Raw genomic sequence first — 20,383 nt, 5'->3', positions numbered from 1 at the left:
TCACGGCCGGCGCCGGAGGTCCACCTCGGCGCCGGTCGCGGCCGACCGCACGAGCGCCTGCCCCACCCGGGCGGTGCGCGCGGAGTGCGCGGGCGACACCAGCGGCGTGACCCGCTCCCGCACCGCCTCGGCGAACGCGGCGGCCTGGTGCTCGTAGGCGTCGGACGCGGGCACCACCTCGTCGCGCACGCCGTCGAGCGTGACGACCGTGATCAGCCCTTCCTCGTCGGGACGGGTCCACGCGTTGCGCACGGAGATCGAGCCGCGGGCGCCCTGGAACTCGTAGGCGGCGCGCGGGCCGTACTCGAGGCTGTAGTCCAGCACGGCCCAGCGGCCGTCGCCGAAGTCGAGCGTGGCCACCGCGCTCAGGTCGACCTCCCGCGAGTGGAACCGGGCCCGCACCGCGCGCGGCTCGGCGTCGAACGCCCACAGCGGCACGTCGAACGCGTAGCAGCCGACGTCCCACGTCGCGCCGCCGCCCAGCGCCGGGTCGAACCGGATGTTGCCCTCGACCGCGGTCGGGTACGCGAACGCCGACCGCACCACCCGCAGCTCGCCGATCTCGCCCGAGGCCAGCAGTTCCGCCGCACGCCGCTGCTGCGGGTGGAAGCGGTACATGTACGCCTCCATGACCACGAGGTCGGCGGCGGCGCGCTCGACGCGCACGCAGTCCTCTTCGGACAGCGCCATCGGCTTCTCGACCAGCACGTGCTTGCCCGCGTCGAGCGAGCGCAACGTCCACGGCACGTGCAGGGTGTTGGGCAGCGCGATGTACACGGCGTCGACGTCGGGGTCGGCCAGCAGCTCGTCGTACCCGTCGTGCACGCGGGCACCGAAGGGCCGCGCCACCTCCTCCGCCGCCGCCCGCCGCCCCGCCCGGCCGGCCACCGCCACCACTGCGTTGCCCGCCGCCCGGTGGATCGCGGGCAGCACCCGACCGGCGATGTGGGCGGTGGCCCCGAGGACACCCCAGCGCAGCGGCTTCACACCGCCGGAGCTTAATCGCTTCACCTCCCCGGCCGGCGGCCGAGGCCGTCGGCAGGCCACGCCGTGCGGGCACGTCCGATCCCGGCGGTATCCGCACTGGTGCGTACCTCCTCCTGTCCAGTGGGCGGACCATCGGACGTGGACGACCGCGGGGGTGGAAGTGACGGGCCGGGCGGAGTACGACGCGTTCATCAGCTACAGCCACGCGCGTGACGGACGGGCGGGCCCCGCGCTGCGCGCCGGGCTCCAACGCCTGGCGAAGCCGTGGTACCGGCCGCGCGCGATGCGGGTGTTCCTGGACAACGCGAGCCTGTCCGCCGACCCGGACCTGTGGGGTTCGATCGAGCGGGCGCTGGCTTCCTCGCGGTGGCTGGTGCTGATGGCCTCGGTGCAGGCCGCGCGGTCGGTGTGGGTGGCCCGCGAGGTCGAGTGGTGGCTGGCCAACCGGTCCGCCGACCGCATCCTGCTGGTGCTGACCGACGGCGAACTGGACCCCGACCACGAGCGGACGGCGCTGCCGCCCCCGCTGCGGACCGCGATGGCCACCGAGCCGCGGTGGGTGGACCTGCGGTGGCTGCACGACACCGAGCACGTCGACCAGACCGACGCCCGCTTCCGCGACTGCGTCGCCGACGTCGCCGCGACCGTGCGCGGGGTGCCGAAGGACGAGCTGGTCGGCGAGGACATCCGGCGGCACCGCACGACCCTGCGGCTGGCGCGCGGCGCGGTGGTGGCGCTGGCGCTGCTCACGGTGCTGGCCGTGGTCGGCGCGGTGCTGGCGGTCGTGCAGCGGGACAACGCCCGCGCCGAGGCGCGGATCGCGACCGCGCGAGGTTTGGCGTCCGCCGCCCTGGCCAACGTCGACACCCGGCTCGACCTGGCGCACCTGCTCGCGGTGGAGGCCTACCGGACCGACCCGCAGCCGGTGACCAGGTCGGTGCTGTTCCAGGTGCTGACCGCGAGCCCGCACCTGGAGCGCTACCTGCACGTGGGGTCGCGGGTCACGTCGGTCGCGGCGTCGCGTGACGGCCGCGTCGCCGTGGCGGGCACCGCGACCGGTCGCGTGGTGCGGTGGGACCTCGTCGGCGGCGCCAGGACCGAGATCGGGCTCGACCGCCCGGTGGTCGACCTCTCGGTCGACGCCGAGGGCGACGCGGTGGCCGTGCTCGCCGAGGGGCGCGCGTTGCGCTGGGACGGCCGCGACGCCGTCACCGAGGTCGGGGTGCCGGCGGAGCACAACCGCGGCAGCGCGGCGATCTCCCCGTCCGGCGAGGTCGTCGCCTTCCTCTCCCACCGCCTCGAACCGGGTGACACCCGCGACGACGAGGCCCGGCTGGTCGTGCACGACCGGCGCACCGGGCGGTCCGCCGAGTCCTCGACGTCGAACTGGCCGGAGAAGGTGGCGCTGCGGTCCGAGGACGAGCTCGCGGTGCTCGCCGCCACCGAGTGGCAGCTGCGCTCGGTGGACGACCTGGCCGTGCGGCGGTCCGTCCCGGTGTCCGTGCTGCCGGCGGACGGCGGGCACGCCGTGGGGTACTCCCCCGACGGCGGCCACTTCGGCTGGTCGCGGGCAGGCGAGACCTGGCTGTGGCGCACCGAGGGGGTCGCGACGGCGGACTACGACACGGCGGACGTCCGGCTGCCGATCGGCGAGCCCGACCCCGAGTCGCTCGCCGTCAGCGCGGACGGCGGCCGGATCGCGGTCGGCCACACCGGTGTCCTGCAGGTGCTGGACACCTCCGGCGCGGACCAGGGCAGGCGGTGGCGGCTGCCGGGCAACAACAGCCGGGCCGACGCGCTCGCGTTCGTCGGCGACTCCGACCACCTGGTGTCCGGCACCGACGACGCCCTCGTCCTGTGGGACCTGACCCGCAACACCCGTGTCGGCGAGCCCTTGCACGGCGACCTGCCCATCACCTGCCGGGCCTGCCGCGCGCCGTGGCTGGTGACGGCGCCGGACCGGATCGCCCTGGTCGCGCAGCAGCAAGTCCTGGTGGGTGCCGGCGACGGCGCCTTCGCCGGGTTCGAGGACGGGAGGGTGGACGACTACGGCGCCGTGCCGGTGTGGAGCGCCGACGGCGCCCGCCTGTTCGTGCTGTCGACGCCGAGCGGGACCGTGGACGTCTACGACCGCGACGGCGCCGAACTGCTCGACCAGTGGCCCGCCGTCCCCGGTCTGGAGGACCTCATGGCCGCCCGCGCCTCGGCCGACGGCGCCCGGCTGGTGCTGGTCGACCAGGACGGTCGGGTGCACGTGCTCGACAGCTCCACGGGAGAGGTGCTGGACGTGATCGAGACCGGCGTCGACACCTCGCTGCTCAACCGGCCCGTGCAGGCCGACCGCGCCTCGGTCAGCGCCGACGGCGGGCAGGTGGCGGTGTCGGGGGCGGCCGGTGTGGTGCTGGTCGACGTCGCCGCGGGCACGACGCGGGAGCTGGCCGGCGGTCCCGCCGCCTCGGTCCACCACACCGGCGCGCACCTGCTGGTGGAGCGGGCGACCGCGGTCGAGGTGTGGGACCGCGACGGCGCGGCGGTGATCCGCTCGGTCCCGTCCACCGGGCGGTGGGCGCCCGGCCTGGCCGCCACCCACGACGGTCGGGTGGCCGCCCGCGTCCGCGCCGACCACGTGCTGGTGCTGACCGACCTGGGCTCGGGCGAGCCCTTGGGCACGATCCCGCTCCCCCACCCCTCCCAGGGGGTGTCGCGGTTGACGGCGGTGGCGCCGGGCACCGATGCGAGTCACCTGCTCACCGCCGAACCCGAGGGCGAGCTGACCCGCTGGCACCTCACCGAGCAGGAGTGGGTGCGCGCCGCGTGCGCCTCGGCCGGCCGCGACCTGAGCACCGACGAGTGGCGGCGCTACGTGGGCACCGAGCCGCCGGACGTGCTCACCTGCCGGCGCTGACGCGCACCGACCGCGCCGCCGTCAGCCGCAGCCGCCCGCGTGCCCCTCGTCGGAGGAGCGGCCGAGGCCGACCGCGCTGGAGGACGCGGGCAGAGCCGCCGCCGGCGCGAGCTTCGACCGCACGTGCGCGACGAAGTCGGGCAACCGGTCGACGCCCCAGAACCGGGTGAACCGGTGCACGAAGAACGGCACGCCGAACGCGCCGTCCCGGCACATGTCCACCAGCAGCTCGACCCCGCGCGCCCGCAGCTCCGGGTCCTCGCTCGCGCTCGACACCTCGGCGGGGTCCAGCCCCAGCTCCTCGGCGATCGAGGCGACCGTCTCGCGGGAGCAGATGTCACGCCCCTGCTCCCACCGCGCCCGGTACGCCGCGGCGATGTACTGCGGCCCGAGCCCTTCGCGCAACGCCACCAGGTACCCCAGGTGCGGGATCTCCCACACCGGGTCCCGGTCCACCGGCCACGTCAGCTCCAGCCCGCGCGCCGCGGCGAGCCTGGCCACGTCCTGGAGGATGTAGAAGTGCTTGGCGCGGGACATCGCCGCGTACGGGAAGTGCTCGCCGCGTTCGGCCAACGCGCGCTCGTTGCGCTCGTCGGGCTCCCAGAACGGCCGCCACTCGATCGCGTCCGCCACGTCCCGGTACTCGCGCAGCAGGTCGTGGTAGGCCAGCCAGGAGTACGGGCTGCGCAGCGAGAAGTAGAACCGGGGCTCGCGCGCCACGTCAGATCACCAACCCGCCGTCGACGCCGAACACCTGGCCCGTGACGTAGGAGGCCTGGTCCGACACCAGGAACGACACCAGGTCGGCCACCTCCTCGGGCCGGCCGAACCGCCCCAGCGGGATCTGCGCCGCCATCCGGGACGCGAAGTCCTCGCCCAGCCCGGCCACCATGTCGGTCTCGATGAACCCCGGCGCCACCGCGTTGACCCGGATGCCGTACTTGCCGACCTCCTTGGCCAACGCCTTGCTGAAGCCGATGATCCCGGCCTTGGACGCCGAGTAGTTCGTCTGCGTCGCGTTGCCGTGCACGCCGGCCACCGACGACAGCGTGACCACCGAGCCCGCCTTGCGCTTCATCATCGCGAACACCGCGGCCTTGGCCAGGTGGAACGTGCCGTCGAGGTTGACCCGCAGCACCCGCTGCCAGTCCTCCTCCTTCAGCAGCACCAACGGGTTGTCGCGCACGATCCCCGCGCACGACACCACCGCGTGCAACGGTCCCAACGACCGCTCGGCGTCCTTGACGAACCGGTCCACCTCGCGCTTCTCGGCCACGTCCACCTGCGCGGTGAACACGGCCGCGCCCGCGGCGAGCGCCTCCTTCTCCACCACCTCGGCGGCGTCGCGGTTCGACTGGTAGCAGAACGCCACGTCGAACCCGTCCCGCGCGAGCCGGGCCACCACCTGGTGCCCGATGCCCCGCGACCCGCCGGTCACCAGCGCCACGCGCCTCATGCCAGTTCCTCCGCCCTGCGCCGTGCCATCGTGAACGAGCCGATCTCCAGCACCTTGCGCCCGGCCACCAGGCTGTGGCCCGCGAGGATCGCCGCGTCGGCCACCTCCCGGACCAGCCGGACGTGGTGCTCCACCACGTCGCCGGGCACCACGTCGCCGTGCACGACGACGTCGCGGATGCCGCTGATCAGCTCGACCTTGTCCGCCCGGACGTCCGGGTTCGGGTGCTCCCACCGGGTCAGCAGCACCGCGGACTGCGCCCACGACTCCATCAGCAGCCCCAGCGGGTACGCGTCCTCGACGTCGGCGCCGGCGTAACAGGGCTCGCGCCCGCTGACCGCCTTCACCGTCACGATGCTGCTGCCAGGGTCCACTTCGGACACCCGGTCCACCAGCAGCACCGGGAACCGGTGCGGGATGATCCGCCGGATGCCGGCCAGGCCCGTCACGTCGCCACCAGCCGCAGCTTGAACTCCGCCACCGTGCCCGCGCCGGTGGACACCTTCGCCGCGCACCGCACGTGGTCCTCCTCGGCGGTCAGCTCGGTCGAGACGGTCAGCTCGTCGCCGGGGAACACCGGCCGCACGAACTTCGCCCGGTCCAGCGCGACCACGCGGTGGCCGGGCAGCGCGGCCCGCACGTGGTCGAGCACGAACAGCCCCGGCAGGATCGGGAAGCCCGGGTAGTGCCCGGCGAACACGGGGTCCGCCGGGTCCACGCGCACCGTGCTCACGGCAGGTCCAGCACGACGCAGCCGACCGTGCCGTCCCGCTCGACGCCGGTCACCAGCGCGGCGCCCGACCGGCCGGCCGCGATCGCCGCCGCGAGCTGGAAGCTCGCCACCGCCGCCGACGTGTCGCCCACCAGCGGCACGCACCGCAACCACTCGGGCGTGCGGCCCAGCGCCTGCACCACGGCGGGCTCCTCGGCGCCGTCGGTGGACACGAGCACCACGTCCGCCGGGTCCAGGGCCGCCTCCGCCAGCGCCGCGCGCACGCACTCGCGCAACGCCTCCGCCGCCCCGCCGGGCTCGAAGAACCCGCGGAACCGGGTGGTCACGACGCGGGCCAGCACCGGCCGCCCGGCCGTGGCCGACTCGCGCTCCAGCAGGAACACCGCGCCGCCCTCGCCGAGCGGACCGGCCGTGCCCTCGCTGCCGCGCCACTCCAGCCACGCCCGCTGCTCGGAGTACTCCTCGGCGGCGCCGACCAGCACCCGGTCCGCGTGCCCGCCGCGCAGCAGCCGTGCCGCGTAGCTCAACGCCAGCAGCCCGGTCAGCGCGCCGCCCGCGATGGTGGTGTTGGGACCCTTGATCTTGTGCCAGATGGCGCTCTGCCCGGCCGCGCGGTTCATCACCGTGTTGGGGAACAGCGCCGGGTCGACGTGGTAGGGCTTCTCGCCGGTGAGGCCGTCACGCGTGAAGTCCATGATGGACTGCACGCTGCCGGAACCGGTGCCCAGCACGACACCCACGCGTTCGGGCTGCTCCAGCAACGCCGGGCCGCACTCCTCCAGCAGCCGGCCGACCGTGCTGACGGCCAGCGCCGTGACCCGGTCCATGGTCCGGGTGCCCTTCTTGCCCAAAGCGCCGGCCGCGCTGAAGTCCGGCACCAGCGCCGCCTGCTCGAACGGGCCGCCGGGCGCGGGGGCGAGCGCCGGGACGCCCGCCCGCACACCGCCCGTGAACGCCTCCGCGCCCATCCCGAACGGGGACACCGCCGACCACGCCGAGATGACCAGGCCGTCCACCAGGGAAGCCGTCACGACGCACCGCGCCCGCTGAGCGACCCGGCCTTGCCGGTGATGGCGCCGACGAGGCGGTCGTCGAAGTCGACCAGGCTCCAGTCCTTGCGGTTCTCGATCACGGCCCAGCCGTGGGTGATGCGACCGGTCGCGGTCGGCACCAGCACGCCGTCGCGCAGCACGTAGCAGTCCATCCGGGCGGTGAAGGTGTAGCGCTTGAAGACCTCCTCCACGGTGAACACCGTGTAGAGCGTCTCCTCCATGTTCGCCTCGCCGAGGAACGTGATCCGCGACTTCGGCACGACGGGGATCCAGTTCTGCTCGTCCAGCAGCGTCTTGATCGACGCGCCGCGGTCCTGCACGAACAGGTCCAGCACCTCCTCCATCTGGCGGAGGTAGCCCGACATCTGCACGCGCTCGGTGAAGTGGCAGTAGAAGTACGGGATCCGCCACGCCCAGGCGAACGCGTTCTTGCCCGCCGTGAGCAGGTCCAGCGGGTCGGCGTCGCCGACCTCGACCGGCTCGACCGCGCCGATCTTGTCCAGCACGGCGGCCCGGGGCGCGCCGATCTCGTCGACCACGTGCGGCCGCAGCTCGTCGGGCACGGGTTCGGCGTCGAAGCCGTGCGGGTCGAGCCGGAACGACACCGACACCTTCGACTTGACCGCCTTCACCGTCTTGCCGTCCCGCTCCACGGTGAGCTCCACGACCACCTGCAGCGGCCCGTCGCCGTCGACCCGCTCGACCGTCGCCCGCGCGAGGTCGTCGATGTGGAACGCGGTGAGGATCTTGGTGTCGAGGTCGGTGATGTCGGTGCACAGCCCGAACCGCTCGTACAGCGCGCCGGCCGGGAACCCGCTCTGCCGCAGGTGGTCCAGCACCGCTTCCTCGACCATGTAGTTGACGTGCTTGAACCCGATCCAGGTGCAGATGTTCGAGCCCTCGTAGCGGGGCCGCAGCGAGACGGTCGTGGTGGTCACGTCAGCTCCAGGTGTTCGTCGACGACGTCGCGGACCAGGGCCGCGAGGCGGTCGGGTTGTTCGATCATCGGGAAGTGGCCGCACCCGTCCAGCGGCTCGAACCGGCCGCGGGGCAGGGCCTTGGCCAGGGCGCGGCCGTCGTCGGGGCGGGCGGCGATGTCGTCCACGCCGCTCACCACGAGCACCGGCGCGTCGACCCTGGACAGGTCCAGGAACGGGGTGCGCAGGTAGGTCTGGAACCACCGCGTCCAGCCGTACGGGCCGACCTGGTCGCGCAACGCCCTGGCCAGCCACTCGCGCTTGGCCTCGGGGAAGCGGGCGGTCTCGCCGACGCGCAGCGCCTCGGTGAACGTGCGGTGGAAGTCGTTGAGGTAGTAGGAGATCGTGGGCCAGTCGAAGTCCGCGGGCTCCGGCCGGTAGAACGGGCACACCAGCACCGTGGGCCGCGGCGGCACGCGGCCGTCGGCGTAGCACTCCAGCAGCAGGTTCGCGCCGAACGAGTGCGCCACCACGACGTCGTGCGCGGCCGACACCGCGTCGACCACGAACCGACCGGGGTCCGGCTCGTGGCTCCACGCCGGGTCGGCCATCCCGTGCCACGGCAGCTCCGGCGTGACGGCGGTGACCGGCAGGTCGAGCGCGCCCCACACCGCCGCCTTGCCCGCCAAGCCGTGCAGGAACAGCACCTCGACCATCAGACCGCGTCCCGGTACCGGCCCAGGATCAGCACCGAGTTGTTGCCCGCGAACGCCAGCGCGTTGTTCTGCACCACGTTCAGCGTGGCCGGCCGCGCCTGGTTGGGCACGCAGTCCAGCCCCACCTCGGGGTCGGTCTCGCGGTGGTTGATGGTGGGCGGGATGAAGCCCTCGGTGATCGCCAGCGCGCACGCCGCCGACGCCAGCGCCGACGCCGCGCCCATCGAGTGGCCGAGCATCGACTTGATCGACACGGTCGGCGGGGGCGCGTCGAACACCTGCCGGATCGCGCCGGACTCGGTGACGTCGTTGGCCTTGGTGCCGGTGCCGTGCGCGGAGATGAAGTCGACGTCCTCGGGCTTGACGCCCGCGTTGCGGTGCGCGAGCTCGATGCACCGGGCCAGGCTGTCCCGGTCCGGCGCCACGGGGTGGTTGGCGTCGCAGTTGAGGCCGTAGCCCAGCACCTCGGCGTAGATCCGGGCGCCGCGGGCCAGCGCGGACTCCAGCGACTCCAGCACCAGGATGCCGCCGCCCTCGCCGGTGAGGATGCCCTTGCGGTCCTTGTCGAACGGCGCGCACACCTCCGGCGCGATCGTGCCGAGCCGGTAGAAGCCGGTGAACGTCTTGCGGCACACCGCGTCCGCGCCGCCGACCAGCGCGACGTCCACCTCGCCCTCGCGGATGGCGTCGAAGCCGTTGCCGATGGCGTAGTTGCCCGCCGCGCACGCGGTCGGGATGGTCACCGCCTCCACGTCGGTCAACGCCAGCTCGCGCACGATGCTGGACGACAGGCGACCGGCCGTGGAGCGCCGCGCGACGACCGGGCTCCACGACTCGGGGCCGTGCTCGAGCTGCTGCGCCACGAGGTTGTCCAGGTCGCGCGACTCGGCGTCGGTCGTGCCGACGGACACCAGGGCCCGCTTGCCGCGCAGCTCCTCCACCGTGAGGCCCGCGTCGCCCACGGCCATGCGCGCCGCGGCGGCGGAGAACTGCCCGGCCCGGCCGAGCTCGTCGGGGTCCACCCGGGTGAGCCACGCGGCCGGGTCGAAGTCGGTGACCTCGGCGCCGTTGGCGTGGCTGAAACCGGTAGTGTCGAACGAGGTGATCGGCGTGATCCCGCTGCGACCCTCGCGCAGGCCGGCCAGGAACTCGGTGACGCCGATGCCGATGCTGGTGACCACGCCGAGACCCGTGATCACCACCCGGCGCGGCTGCCGCACTCCGTCGTGCATCGTGCCCTCCAAGTCCGGTGCCGGACCGCTCGACGGGTGAGGTGGCTACTTGGCGGCCTGGGCTTCGGCGACGACCGCGATGACGCCGTCGAGGTTGACCATCCGGGTCAGCTCGGCCTGGTCGATCTCCACGCCGAACGTGCGCTCCAACGCCGAGAGGATCTCGATGGCGCCGAGCGAGTCGGCGTCGTGGTCCTCCTTGAAAAGGCTCGTGTCGGTCATCTCCGCGGCGTCGATCTCGAGGATCTCCGACACGATCTCCTTGATCTTCGCCTTGCCGTCCGCGTCGATCCGCACCGAACTGGTCACTGGGCACCTCCGGGAACACGGGTTTCTGCCTACCGGTTCCCACCCTGCTTTTCGGGGCTATATCCGGCCTATGCGGCGGGCTATACGGCTCCCGCCCGCGCTACACCGCCACCCGGCGCGGCGACGCCAGCACGGGGTCCGCGGTGAGGATCGCCAGGTGCACCTCGCGCAGCAGCGAGCCCGGGTCGATGCCCAGCTCGTCGGCGAGCATGCGCCGGCCCTCCTCGTACAGCACGAGCGCGTCGGCCTGCCGGTCGCAGCGGTAGAACGTGGTCATGAGCTGGGCGCGGAACCGCTCCTGCAACGGGTGCTGGTGCACGAGCCTGGTCAGCTCGGGCAGCAGCTGGGCGTGCCGGCCCAGCGCGAGGTCGGCCTCGATGCGGCTGGCCAGCGCGGCGATCCGCGCCTCCTCCAACCGCGGCGCCTCGGCGTCCGCCAGGTGCTCCGACACCCCCGTCAACGCGGGACCGCGCCACAGCCGCAACGCCGCGCGCAGCAGCCGCGCCGCCTCCTCGTAGTGGCCGGCGGCGAGCGCGGACTGGCCCCGCGCCGCCTGCTCCTCGAACTCCCGCAGGTCGAACGCGCAGTCGGTGAGCCGCACCTCGTAGCCGCGGGAACGGCGGGTGATGCCGACCTCCCGGCGCAGCGTCTTGCGCAGGCGCGAGACGTAGGTGTAGATCTGCGCGTTGAACGTGGCGGGCGGGTGGTCGCCCCACAGGAAATCGCTCATCTGGGTGTCGGAGACAGCGCCGTTGTCGGCGAGCAGCAACGCCGTGAGGACGGTGCGCGGTTTCGACCCGTCCAGCGGCACCTCCTGCCCGTCGTGGTGCGCCTCGACCGGCCCCAAGACCCGGAACTCCAGCACTTCGCCTCCTACAGCAGTACCTGGTCGTGGACGAGGATCGCCTGGTAGAGCCGTCGCATCGCGCGGCCGGGCTCCAACCCGAGCTCGCTCGCCAGGCGCCTGCGCGTGTGGTGGAAGACGTCCAGCGCCTCCGTCTGCCTGCCGTTGCGGTACAGCGCGACCATCAGCTGCTCGCTGAACCGCTCCCGCTCCGGGTACTCGGCGGCGAGCTGCTTGAGCTCGGACACGACGCCGCGGTCCTCGCCGTTGGCGAGCTTGGCGGCGATGAGGTCCTCGCGGGCGCTGAGCCTGCGCTCGTCGAGCCGGGCGGCCTCGATGCGGAACCGCAGGCCGTCGCTCACGTCGAACAGCGCCGGTCCGTGCCACAGCCGCAACGCGCGTTCCAGCAGGTCGATCGCCTCGCCGGGCCGTTGCGGCACGAGGGCCGAGCCGCGGTCGGCCAGGTCGCGGAACAGCTGCGCGTCGACCGCCGCGCCCGGCAGGTCGAGCACGTAGCCGCTGCTCACCGTGCGGACCAGGCAGTCGCCCGGCACGTCGGCGAACTGCTCCAGCAGTTTGCGCAGCCGCACCACATTCGCCTGGAGCGCGTTGCGCGCGTTTCCCATCTGTTTACCGGCCCACAATTCCTCGACCAGCTGGTCGAACGGAACGGGGGCGCCCGGTGAAAGCGCCAGCAACGCGAGCAGGGTGCGCACCTGACGAGCGGCCACACCCATCCGACGATCCTCACGTGCGAGGGCGACAGCACCGAGAATCTGCACCCGCATGGTCACGACCCCCAGTCTCTAGACGGCGCAGAGCGCGCGGTAGCCGGCCATCCAACCTCGAAATCGGCCGACTAAAGCGTTTGACATGTTGCCGAGCCCGTCACGATGGGGGAAATATCATTTGAACCACTGGGACCGTGCCGCGGCGGTATGCCGCCGATCGGGGCAGCGCCGGACTCCGGCTGCTGCTTCCGGACTCGACGAACTTGGGCCCGACGGCGGTCACGGTCACGGCGCGTCACGACCACCTAGCCGCTTCGGGTGATCGGCGACTCCCCGCGACCCGTCCGCGCGCCGTCGGCCGCTGTGCGCGTGCTCGTAGGCCTCCAGCACGATCTCGGAGAGCCTGCCGCGGTCGGAGATCCGGTAGCCGTGCTCGCGCGCCCACTGCCGCACGACCTGCGCCAGGTGGGCATCGGCGCTGCGTACCGGTGTCGGAGCGGTGCCGGGGACCCGCCGCGCGGCACGCACGAACCGGTCCAGGACGGCACGCAGTCTGGCCGCGTTCGCGGCGCCGAGGCGGATCTCGAACCACACCCCGTCGAGGCCGAACGAGACCGGCCGGACGTCGTGCCCGGAATGCCCGTCCAAGTCGTCCACCGCCACGCGCACCACTTCCCACTGGTCGGAACTCACGCTGGGTATCGATCTCGCGGCACGCTACCGGTGAGTTGACCATGAAGGGGATGCCGATCGCCAAGTATAGGAGAGGTATAGCGGGCGGCCCCAGTGTGACCTCCGGGTGAATCCCCGGTCCCGACCGTGACGATCGGCCGCACCGGTGTTGCCCCGAGCGGCGGCCACGCCTCACCCGACTCCGCTTCCCGAAAAGCCTCGGACGTCCGCGCGCGACGCGATTCCCGCAGATTCCCGTATTCCCGACACTTCGGCCGACGCTCGACAACCGGCCGTCAACCGTCAATTTCGGACAATCCCCGGAGTCGACCGCCGATACGCCCGTGTGGTGCGTTCGACCCTTGACGGCGTGACTTCACCGCCGACTCCCCGACCCCCGGGCCACGCGATGAGCACGAGCCCGGGACCCGATCCGGACGGGCGCGACGCGATTCGCGGTGACTGCGGAATCCCGGACCCGACCGCGGCGCGCGACCCCCCTCACCGAGCGGTTCAGGGGCGATCAGCGAGACTTGAGGGCATGAACGACGAGCCCGACGACCGGACCAGCTTCGCCGACCTCGGGTTGCGCCCCGAACTGCTCCGGGCGCTGTCCGGCCTCGGCTACGAGGAGCCCACCCCCATCCAACGCGAGGCCATCCCGCCGCTGACCGCCGGCCGCGACCTGCTCGGCCAGGCCGCCACCGGCACCGGCAAGACGGCCGCGTTCGCGCTGCCCGTGCTGGAGCGCATGGCGGGCGGCGAGCGCGAGCGACGGGCGCCGTTCGCGCTCGTGCTGGTGCCGACGCGGGAACTGGCGGTGCAGGTCTCCGAGGCGGTGCACCGGTACGGCCGTGAGCTGGGCGCGCGGGTGCTGCCCATCTACGGCGGCCAGCCCATCGGGCGGCAGCTGCGGGTGCTGGAGCAGGGCGTCGACGTCGTGGTGGCCACGCCGGGCCGCGCGGTCGACCACCTCAACCGGGGCACGCTGAAGCTGGAGCACCTGGAAGTCGTCGTGCTCGACGAGGCCGACGAGATGCTCGACATGGGCTTCGCCGAGGACCTGGACACGATCCTGGCCGAGACGCCGTCGGAGCGGCAGACCGTGCTGTTCTCCGCGACCATGCCCGGCCGCATCGACCGCCTGGCCCGGACGCACCTGTCCGACCCGGTGCGCATCACCATCGGCCGCGAGCAGGCGGAGCCCGGCGAGGCGCCGAAGGTGCGCCAGAGCGCGTACGTCGTGCCGCGCGCGCACAAGCCCGCCGCCCTGGGCCGGGTGCTGGACGTCGAGGCGCCGACCGCGGCGATCGTGTTCTGCCGCACGCGCGACGAGGTCGACCAGCTCACCGAGACGCTGAACGGGCGCGGCTACCGGGCCGAGTCGCTGCACGGCGGCATCAGCCAGGAGCAGCGCGACCGCGTGATGACGCGGCTGCGCAACGGCACGGCCGACCTGCTCGTGGCCACCGACGTGGCGGCACGGGGGCTGGACATCGAGCAGCTGACGCACGTCGTGAACTACAACGTGCCGTCCGCGCCGGAGTCCTACGTGCACCGCATCGGCCGGATCGGGCGGGCGGGCCGCGAGGGCGTGGCGATCACCCTGGCCGAGCCGCGCGAGCACGGCATGCTCAAGACCATCGAGCGCGTCACCAAGCAGCGCATCCACATGGAGAAGGTCCCGACGATCGCGGACCTGCGGGCGCGCAGGCTGGAGCTGACCCGCGCCGCGCTGCACGAGAGCCTGCTGGAGGACGACCTGGAGAGCTTCCGGGTCGTGGTGGAGACGCTGACCGACCAGTTCGACGTCATGGAGGTGGCGCTGGCGGCGGTGAAGCTCGCGCACGAGGCCACCGGCGCGGCGGCGGACGAGGAGGAGATCCCGGAGTACGTGCCGCGGTCCGGGCCGTCCGGTGACCGCCGCGGGCGCGAGGGCGGCGGCGAACGCCGTGAGCCGCGCCGGCCGCGCCGCCCGTCCGCGGGCATGACCAGGCTGTTCGTCGGCGCGGGCCGCAGCTCGGGCATCCGGCCGCAGGACCTGGTGGGCGCGATCGCGGGTGAGGCGCGCCTCAACGGCCGCGACATCGGCGCGATCGAGATCGCCGACCGGTTCTCGCTGGTGGAGGTGCCGGACTCGGCCGCGCAGCAGGTCATCGCCTCGTTGCGGGGCGCGACCATCAAGGGCCGCAAGGTCACCGTGCGGCGGGAGCGCGACGACCCGCGCTGACCCACCACCCGGGACGCGATCCTCACCGCGATTTGTCAGTTCGTCCTACGAACTAGTATGGTTCGTAGGACGAACTACTGATCGCTGGGGAGTGTGCCGAGATGAGTCGTGTTGTCGTGGTCGTCGGCGGCGGGTACGGGGGCGCCGCGGTCGCCAAGGCGTTGGACGAGGACGCCGACGTGGTCCTGGTGGAGCCGAAGGACGCGTTCGTCCACGCCGCCGGATCGCTGCGGGCGCTGGTGGAGCCGGACTGGGCGGGCAACATCTTCTTCCCGTACGACGGCCTGCTCGCGCGGGGTCGGGTCGTCCGCGACCGGGCCGCGTCGGTCGACCCGGGCGGTGTCACGCCGGCCTCCGGCGAGCGGATCGCCGCGGACTACGTCGTGCTGGCCACCGGGTCGGACTACCCGTACCCGGCGAAGACGGACACCGAGTCGTCCACCGAGGCGTTGGACCGGCTGCTGGCCACCCACAAGGAGCTCGCCGACGCGCCGCGCGTGCTGATCGTCGGCGCGGGCCCGGTCGGCCTGGAGCTGTCCGGCGAGATCAAGGCGGTGTGGCCGGACAAGCGGGTGACCGTCGTCGACCCGGCCGAGCGGCTGGTGCCCGGGTTCGAGCCCGAGCTGCGCGACGAGCTGCACCGGCAGCTCGACGCGATCGGCGTGGAGCTGCGGCTGGGCACGGCGCTGACCGCGGCGCCGCCGACGGAACCGGCGCGGGCCGGGACGTTCACCGTCGGCACGACCGACGGCGAGCTCACCGCCGACATCTGGTTCCGCTGCCACGGCGCGCGCGTCAACGGCGGCTTCCTGGACGACGCGCTGGCCGCCGCGCGGACGCCGCAGGGCCGGGTCAGGGTGACCGAAACGCTCAACGTCGAGGGCCACCGGCACGTGTACGCGGTCGGCGACATCACCGACCTGGCCGAGGCGAAGATGGCCGGGTACGCGATGCAGCACGCCGAGGTGGTGGCTAAGAACATCGCGGCCCAGGTGCGCGGCGAGCGGCCCACGGCCACCTACCGCCCGTCCCCCGTGCCGTCGATCCTGCTGCCGCTGGGCCCGAAGGGCGGTGTGGGGCAGTTCCCGACCCCGGACGGCACGACGCTCCTGTCGCCGGAGGACGTCGCCCGCTACAAGGGGGCCGACCTGTTCACCGGGCGGTTCGTCGAGCTGTTCGGCGTCGACCCCGCCACCCGTTGACCCTGCTCGTTCAACACCATGAACACCGGCGGCACCTCGTTGTCCCGCACCAGGCGGGACAGGAGGTCCGCGAGGGTCTCACGCTCGGCGTCGGGCAGGCCCGAGGGCAGCCGCTCGATCCGGCGGCACGTCTCGGCGTAGAACTCGTCGGCGAGCCGGCTGCCCTCGGGCGTCAGCTCGACCCGGACCGCGCGGTTGTCGTGGGCGTCCGCCTCGCGGCGGACCAGGCCGCGCCGCGCGGTCCGGTCGACCAGACCGCTCAGGCTCGACTTGGCCAGGCCGAGCACCTCGCCCAGCTCGCCCATGCCGTAGGACCGGGGCATCAGCACGCAGAGCAACTGCCCCTGCTGCTGGGTCAGGCCGTACTCCCGGGCCGAGTCGGCGTACACCGCGTCCACCAGGAACGTGGCGCGCACCAGCGCGGTGACGATGCCCATCTGCTCACCCTCGGCCTTGGCCATGGGATCACGATACTCGTTCGCACCGCGAACCAACTACCGGGAAGGACATCACCTCGATGTCGCCACGCAAGCCGTTGTTCGGGATCGGCATCAGCACCGCCGTCGGCCGGGCCGCGGAAACCCTCCGGCACGCGGTCGCGGCCGACCGCGCGGGCCTGGACCTCGTCACCGCGTCCGACCACCCGTACTTCGGCGACCGGCTCGACGCCTACGCCCTCATGGGCACGGTGCTCGGCCGGACCACGGGCGTCACGGGGTTGGTGAGCGTGACCAACCTGCCGAGCCGGCCGGCGCCGGTGCTCGCCCGCACGGTGACGTCGCTGTCCGCGTTGTCGGGTGGCCGGATCGTGCTCGGCATGGGCGCGGGCGGACTGTGGGACGACATCGCCCGGTTGGGTGTCGGACGGCTGACGCCCGGTGCGGCCATCCGCGCCTTCGAGGAGGCGATCACGCTGGTCCGGGCGTTGTCCGGCGGTGGCGAGCCGGTGACGTTCGACGGCGAGTTCTACCAGGTCACCGCGTTGCAGCCGGCGCCGGTGCCCGCCGCGCCGGTGTGGACGGGCTCGGTCGGGCCGAAGTCGTTGGCGGTCACCGGCAAGCTCGCCGACGGCTGGATCCCCGGGCACGCGGCGGACTGGCTCAGCGAGCGGTACCGGACGTCCCGGCCCGTGGTCGACGAGGCGGCCAGGGCCGCCGGCCGGGATCCGCGCGACGTCGCCACCGTCTACAACCTGCCGGGCGTGATCACGTCCACGCCGCTCGCCGCGACCCGTGACGGGGACGGCCGGTGGGTCGGCGGCTCGGTCGGGCAGTGGGTCGAGGAGCTGACCGGCGCGGTCCTGGAGCACGACGCCGCCGGTTTCGTCTACTTCCCGGTGAAGGAGCCGGTGACCGACGTGGCGCTCGGGACGTGGGCCAACGAGATCGCGCCCGCCGTGCGGGAGGCCGTCAGGTGACCGGCTGCACGGGGTGGTCGACGGGCGCGGAGAGGTCCACGCCGCGCCACGGCTCGCGCCGGGCCTCGACGTCGTCGCCCCAGTGCCGGACACCGGTCCAGCCGGGGTCGCCGGTGGCGCAGAAGTCGACCCACGCCCGGAGCATCCGCCGGGAGAGCGCGCGCTCGGCGTCACCCGCGCGGCCACCGATGAGGAAGTCCGCGCCGTCGAGGTTGCCGAACGAGAACGGCACGTCCGCGGTGTGCCAAGCGGGCGGCCGGGTGAACCGCGCGAGGAACGCCCGGCCGTGCGCCTCGGCCAGCCTGGTGGTGGGTTCGGCGAAGACGAAGTCGCCCGCGAGCCGCACGTGCGCGTCCTCGAAGTGCTCGTACGCGGCCACGACGTGGTCGGGGATGCCCCAGGCGCGGCCGAACGCCCGCAGGTCCGCCGGCGGCCGGAACGTGCCCACCGCCTCGAACAGCGCGTACTCGACGTCCGTGTGGCACAGCAGGGCGTCGGTCGCCGCGGGCAGCGCGGGCAGCGCGTCGGCGACCGGACCGAACAGCACCGGGTCGTGGCTCAACGGCCCGGTGCGCTGCGCGGCGGCCAGGGCGTCGGCCGACGCGACCGTCGACTCCGGTGTGCCGGTGTCGACCCACTCCGCGACCCGGCGCGCGAACCCCGGCGTGTAGACCCGGTTCGGCACGCTGTGCGCGATGACCCGCCGCACCGGCTCCCACGCCGCCAGGAACAACGCCGACCCGGCGCCCGCGGACTGCCCGCCGACGGTGATGTTGTCGCGATCGCCGCCGAACACCGCGATGTTCTCCCGCACCCACCGCAGCGCGGCCCGCTGGTCGAGCAGCCCCCGGTTGGCCGGCTGCCCCTCCACGTGCCCGAAACCCTCGAACCCGAGCCGGTAGTTGCACGTCACCACGACCAGCCCGGCGCGGGCCAGCTCGGCGCCGTCATAGTCGGGCTGGGCCGACGAGCCGAACGTGTAAGCCCCACCGTGCACGTAGAACAGCACCGGCCAGGGCCCGTCCGATGTGGACGGCGTCCAGACGTTGAGGGTCAGCACGTCCTCGTCGCCCGGCCGCCACACCGGCGCGCCGGGCAACCGCGCGGACTGCGGCGCGATCGGCCCGAACTCCAGGCAGTCGCCCGCGAAGTCGGTCGGCACGGGTGCGGCGAACCGGCGGGCCCCGAACGGCGGCTCGGCGTACCGGATGCCGAGGAACGCGTCCACTCCGGCGTCGACCGCCCGACCTCGAAACCGCCCACGTCGTGTCATCAGCGCCTACTCTGCCATGATGGGTGATCCGCTGAACGCACGAGAGGACGCCGCCGAGGCGTTGGGGATGGTGGCGCGGGCCGCCGGGACGTACCTCGACGCGCTGCCGCACCTGCCGGTGCGCGACGCCACGCACGCCCACCTGATCAAGGACCTCGACGGGCCGTTGCCGGAGGCCGGTGACGGGACCATCGCCGCCGTCGCGGACCTGCTGCGGATCGGGACGCGGGCCGCCACTCACTCGTCCGGGCCCCGGTTCTTCCACTTCGTGGTCGGTGGCGCGACGCCGGCCGCGCAGGCCGCGGACTGGGTGACGTCGCTGCTGGACCAGGCCGGTGGCCTGTGGCCCGCCTCGCCGCTGGCCGCGCACGCCGAGACGGTGGTGCTGCGGTGGTTGAAGGAGCTGTTCGGGCTGCCCCCGTCGCACGGCGGCGTGCTCACGCCGAGCGCGACGTTCGCGAACCTGACCGGGCTGGCGTGCGCGCGGTACTGGTGGGCGCGGCAGCACGGGGTGGACGTGACCGCGGACGGCCTGGTGGGCCTGCCGCGGCTGCCGGTGTTCTCCAGCGGGTACGTGCACCCGAGCAGCCGCAAGGCACTTCAGATGCTGGGGCTGGGCCGGGACTCGGTGCGGACGCTGACCCGTGACGACGCGGGCCGGCTCGACGTCGACGCCCTGGACCGCGAACTGGCGTCGTCGGGGCCCGCGGTGCTGATCGGCAACGCGGGTGAGGTCAACGGCGGCGACTTCGACCCGTTGGACGAGATGGCCGACCTGGCCGAGCGGCACGGGGCGTGGCTGCACGTGGACGGCGCGTTCGGCCTGTTCGCCGCCCTCTCACCCCGGACGGCCGACTTGGTGCGCGGCGTGGAGCGTGCCGACTCGGTGGCCGCGGACGGCCACAAGTGGCTCAACGTGCCGTACGAGAGCGGGATGGCGTTCGTGCGGGACCGGGCGCTGCTGGGGCACGCGTTCGGCGCCTGGAACGCCCCGTACCTGCCGGAGCCGGACGACGAGTCCGTGAACTACAACAACCTGGGCCCGGAGTCCTCCCGCCGCGCCCGCGCGTTCCCGATCTGGGCGACGCTGCGCGCCTACGGCCGGGACGGCCACCGGGCCATGGTCGAACGCCACCAGGACCTGGCGCTGCGCCTGGGCCGCCGCATCGGGGAAGCGCCGGACCTGGAGCTGCTGGCCCCGATCACCCTCTTCATCGTCTGCTTCCGCTACCGCCCACCGGCCGTGCCCGAAGAAGACCTCGACGACCTCAACCGCCGGCTGGGCGAGGCCCTGATCGAGGACGGCCGGGTCTACGCGGGCACCACCGTGTACCGGGGCGTGGTCGCCCTGCGCCCGGCAATCGTGAACTGGCGTACCACGGAGGAGGACGTGGACCTGCTGGCCTCCGTGGTCCGCGAACTGGGCGCCCGCCTGCTCACCGCCGAAGCCTGACGACCACCCCGATCACGGCGGCAAGGGCTTGGAGTTGTCCTCGGCAAGCCGGCAGGCGCATGTCTTCCGCACGTACGCGACCGACAAACGCCTTGAACGGCTTCCGCTCCAGATCGGAAGCCGGGAAGTCCTCCACCTCGGCGACCAGCGCGGGGTCGCGCCTCGGCGGCTCGACCTCCTCCCCGCCGCACGCCACGCACAACGACAACACGAGTGCCGCCACCGCGGTCGAGCTGAAGCCTCAGTCCATCAGC

General features: G+C 73.3%; 21 protein-coding genes. 5 read left to right on the top strand and 16 right to left on the bottom strand.

Going from position 1 to position 20,383, the window contains the following annotated elements:
- Window positions 1-987, bottom strand: coding sequence for a Gfo/Idh/MocA family protein (locus ACZ7GX_RS12815; protein ID WP_498775975.1), 987 nt, complete (start codon window positions 985-987; stop codon window positions 1-3).
- Window positions 988-1,147: 160 nt separating this feature from the next.
- Between ACZ7GX_RS12815 and ACZ7GX_RS12810 the strand changes: the two genes are divergently transcribed.
- Window positions 1,148-3,892: a hypothetical protein gene (locus ACZ7GX_RS12810; protein WP_498775973.1), complete on the top strand. Its 2,745-nt coding sequence runs from the start codon at window positions 1,148-1,150 to the stop codon at window positions 3,890-3,892.
- 21 nt (window positions 3,893-3,913) lie between these two features.
- Here the strand turns inward: ACZ7GX_RS12810 and ACZ7GX_RS12805 are convergent, their stop codons facing one another.
- The 12 genes from ACZ7GX_RS12805 to ACZ7GX_RS12750 form a co-directional block, all read right to left on the bottom strand.
- Window positions 3,914-4,612, bottom strand: a complete 699-nt coding sequence (locus tag ACZ7GX_RS12805) for a 2-hydroxychromene-2-carboxylate isomerase (RefSeq protein ID WP_498775971.1) — start codon at window positions 4,610-4,612, stop codon at window positions 3,914-3,916.
- A gap of 1 nt (window position 4,613) precedes the next feature.
- A complete protein-coding gene (fabG, locus tag ACZ7GX_RS12800; RefSeq protein WP_498775969.1) occupies window positions 4,614-5,348 on the bottom strand; it encodes a 3-oxoacyl-[acyl-carrier-protein] reductase in 735 nt (244 codons plus the stop codon).
- Window positions 5,345-5,797 (bottom strand): 3-hydroxyacyl-ACP dehydratase FabZ family protein, encoded by a 453-nt coding sequence (locus tag ACZ7GX_RS12795; RefSeq protein WP_498775967.1) that lies wholly within the window; start codon window positions 5,795-5,797, stop codon window positions 5,345-5,347. The genes fabG and ACZ7GX_RS12795 overlap by 4 nt, the downstream gene beginning before the upstream one ends.
- Window positions 5,794-6,081 (bottom strand): ApeI family dehydratase, encoded by a 288-nt coding sequence (locus ACZ7GX_RS12790; protein ID WP_498775964.1) that lies wholly within the window; start codon window positions 6,079-6,081, stop codon window positions 5,794-5,796. Before ACZ7GX_RS12790 ends, ACZ7GX_RS12795 begins: the two co-directional genes overlap by 4 nt.
- A complete protein-coding gene (locus tag ACZ7GX_RS12785) occupies window positions 6,078-7,112 on the bottom strand; it encodes a beta-ketoacyl synthase N-terminal-like domain-containing protein (protein WP_498775959.1) in 1,035 nt (344 codons plus the stop codon). Before ACZ7GX_RS12785 ends, ACZ7GX_RS12790 begins: the two co-directional genes overlap by 4 nt.
- Complete coding sequence (locus ACZ7GX_RS12780) at window positions 7,109-8,071, bottom strand: acyl-CoA thioesterase family protein (RefSeq protein ID WP_498775957.1); 963 nt, start codon at window positions 8,069-8,071, stop codon at window positions 7,109-7,111. Before ACZ7GX_RS12780 ends, ACZ7GX_RS12785 begins: the two co-directional genes overlap by 4 nt.
- Window positions 8,068-8,766 carry an alpha/beta fold hydrolase gene (locus ACZ7GX_RS12775; RefSeq protein ID WP_498775954.1) on the bottom strand — a complete coding sequence of 233 codons (699 nt, stop codon included), beginning with the start codon at window positions 8,764-8,766 and terminating at the stop codon, window positions 8,068-8,070. Before ACZ7GX_RS12775 ends, ACZ7GX_RS12780 begins: the two co-directional genes overlap by 4 nt.
- Window positions 8,766-9,998 (bottom strand): beta-ketoacyl-[acyl-carrier-protein] synthase family protein, encoded by a 1,233-nt coding sequence (locus ACZ7GX_RS12770; protein ID WP_498775952.1) that lies wholly within the window; start codon window positions 9,996-9,998, stop codon window positions 8,766-8,768. The genes ACZ7GX_RS12775 and ACZ7GX_RS12770 overlap by 1 nt, the downstream gene beginning before the upstream one ends.
- A 45-nt stretch (window positions 9,999-10,043) precedes the next feature.
- Window positions 10,044-10,307 carry an acyl carrier protein gene (locus ACZ7GX_RS12765; RefSeq protein WP_498775948.1) on the bottom strand — a complete coding sequence of 88 codons (264 nt, stop codon included), beginning with the start codon at window positions 10,305-10,307 and terminating at the stop codon, window positions 10,044-10,046.
- A 100-nt stretch (window positions 10,308-10,407) separates the two neighbouring features.
- Window positions 10,408-11,172, bottom strand: a complete 765-nt coding sequence (locus ACZ7GX_RS12760; protein ID WP_498775945.1) for an AfsR/SARP family transcriptional regulator — start codon at window positions 11,170-11,172, stop codon at window positions 10,408-10,410.
- A gap of 8 nt (window positions 11,173-11,180) precedes the next feature.
- Window positions 11,181-11,888 carry an AfsR/SARP family transcriptional regulator gene (locus ACZ7GX_RS12755; protein ID WP_498775943.1) on the bottom strand — a complete coding sequence of 236 codons (708 nt, stop codon included), beginning with the start codon at window positions 11,886-11,888 and terminating at the stop codon, window positions 11,181-11,183.
- Window positions 11,889-12,167: 279 nt separating this feature from the next.
- On the bottom strand, window positions 12,168-12,575 hold the full coding sequence (locus ACZ7GX_RS12750; RefSeq protein WP_498775941.1) for a histone-like nucleoid-structuring protein Lsr2: 408 nt from the start codon (window positions 12,573-12,575) through the stop codon (window positions 12,168-12,170).
- A gap of 520 nt (window positions 12,576-13,095) precedes the next feature.
- Here ACZ7GX_RS12750 and ACZ7GX_RS12745 point away from each other — a divergent pair.
- Window positions 13,096-14,784, top strand: a complete 1,689-nt coding sequence (locus ACZ7GX_RS12745; RefSeq protein WP_498775939.1) for a DEAD/DEAH box helicase — start codon at window positions 13,096-13,098, stop codon at window positions 14,782-14,784.
- Window positions 14,785-14,885: 101 nt separating this feature from the next.
- Entirely contained in the window at window positions 14,886-15,986 is a 1,101-nt protein-coding gene (locus ACZ7GX_RS12740) for an NAD(P)/FAD-dependent oxidoreductase (protein WP_498775937.1), read from the top strand.
- Here ACZ7GX_RS12740 and ACZ7GX_RS12735 read toward each other — a convergent pair.
- The gene (locus ACZ7GX_RS12735) at window positions 15,917-16,447 is read right to left on the bottom strand and encodes a MarR family winged helix-turn-helix transcriptional regulator (RefSeq protein WP_498775935.1); all 531 of its coding nucleotides are present in this window, start codon (window positions 16,445-16,447) and stop codon (window positions 15,917-15,919) included. The two genes, ACZ7GX_RS12740 and ACZ7GX_RS12735, sit on opposite strands and share 70 nt — an antisense overlap.
- Before the next feature lie 56 nt (window positions 16,448-16,503).
- Between ACZ7GX_RS12735 and ACZ7GX_RS12730 the strand changes: the two genes are divergently transcribed.
- Window positions 16,504-17,403, top strand: a complete 900-nt coding sequence (locus ACZ7GX_RS12730) for an LLM class flavin-dependent oxidoreductase (RefSeq protein ID WP_498775933.1) — start codon at window positions 16,504-16,506, stop codon at window positions 17,401-17,403.
- Here the strand turns inward: ACZ7GX_RS12730 and ACZ7GX_RS12725 are convergent.
- Window positions 17,396-18,676: a carboxylesterase family protein gene (locus ACZ7GX_RS12725; RefSeq protein ID WP_498775930.1), complete on the bottom strand. Its 1,281-nt coding sequence runs from the start codon at window positions 18,674-18,676 to the stop codon at window positions 17,396-17,398. The genes ACZ7GX_RS12730 and ACZ7GX_RS12725 overlap by 8 nt on opposite strands.
- 19 nt (window positions 18,677-18,695) lie before the next feature.
- Here ACZ7GX_RS12725 and ACZ7GX_RS12720 point away from each other — a divergent pair, with 19 nt between their 5' ends.
- Window positions 18,696-20,129, top strand: a complete 1,434-nt coding sequence (locus ACZ7GX_RS12720; RefSeq protein ID WP_498775926.1) for a pyridoxal phosphate-dependent decarboxylase family protein — start codon at window positions 18,696-18,698, stop codon at window positions 20,127-20,129.
- On the opposite strand, the gene ACZ7GX_RS12715 is transcribed toward ACZ7GX_RS12720, so the two are convergent.
- A complete protein-coding gene (locus ACZ7GX_RS12715; RefSeq protein WP_498775924.1) occupies window positions 20,113-20,352 on the bottom strand; it encodes a hypothetical protein in 240 nt (79 codons plus the stop codon). The genes ACZ7GX_RS12720 and ACZ7GX_RS12715 overlap by 17 nt on opposite strands.
- Window positions 20,353-20,383: the final 31 nt, after the last annotated feature.

This window comes from Actinosynnema sp. NPDC037264 (assembly GCF_055603705.1).
The sequence above is the reverse complement of the archived record's forward strand: the minus strand, read 5'-3'. Positions and strand labels throughout refer to the sequence as shown.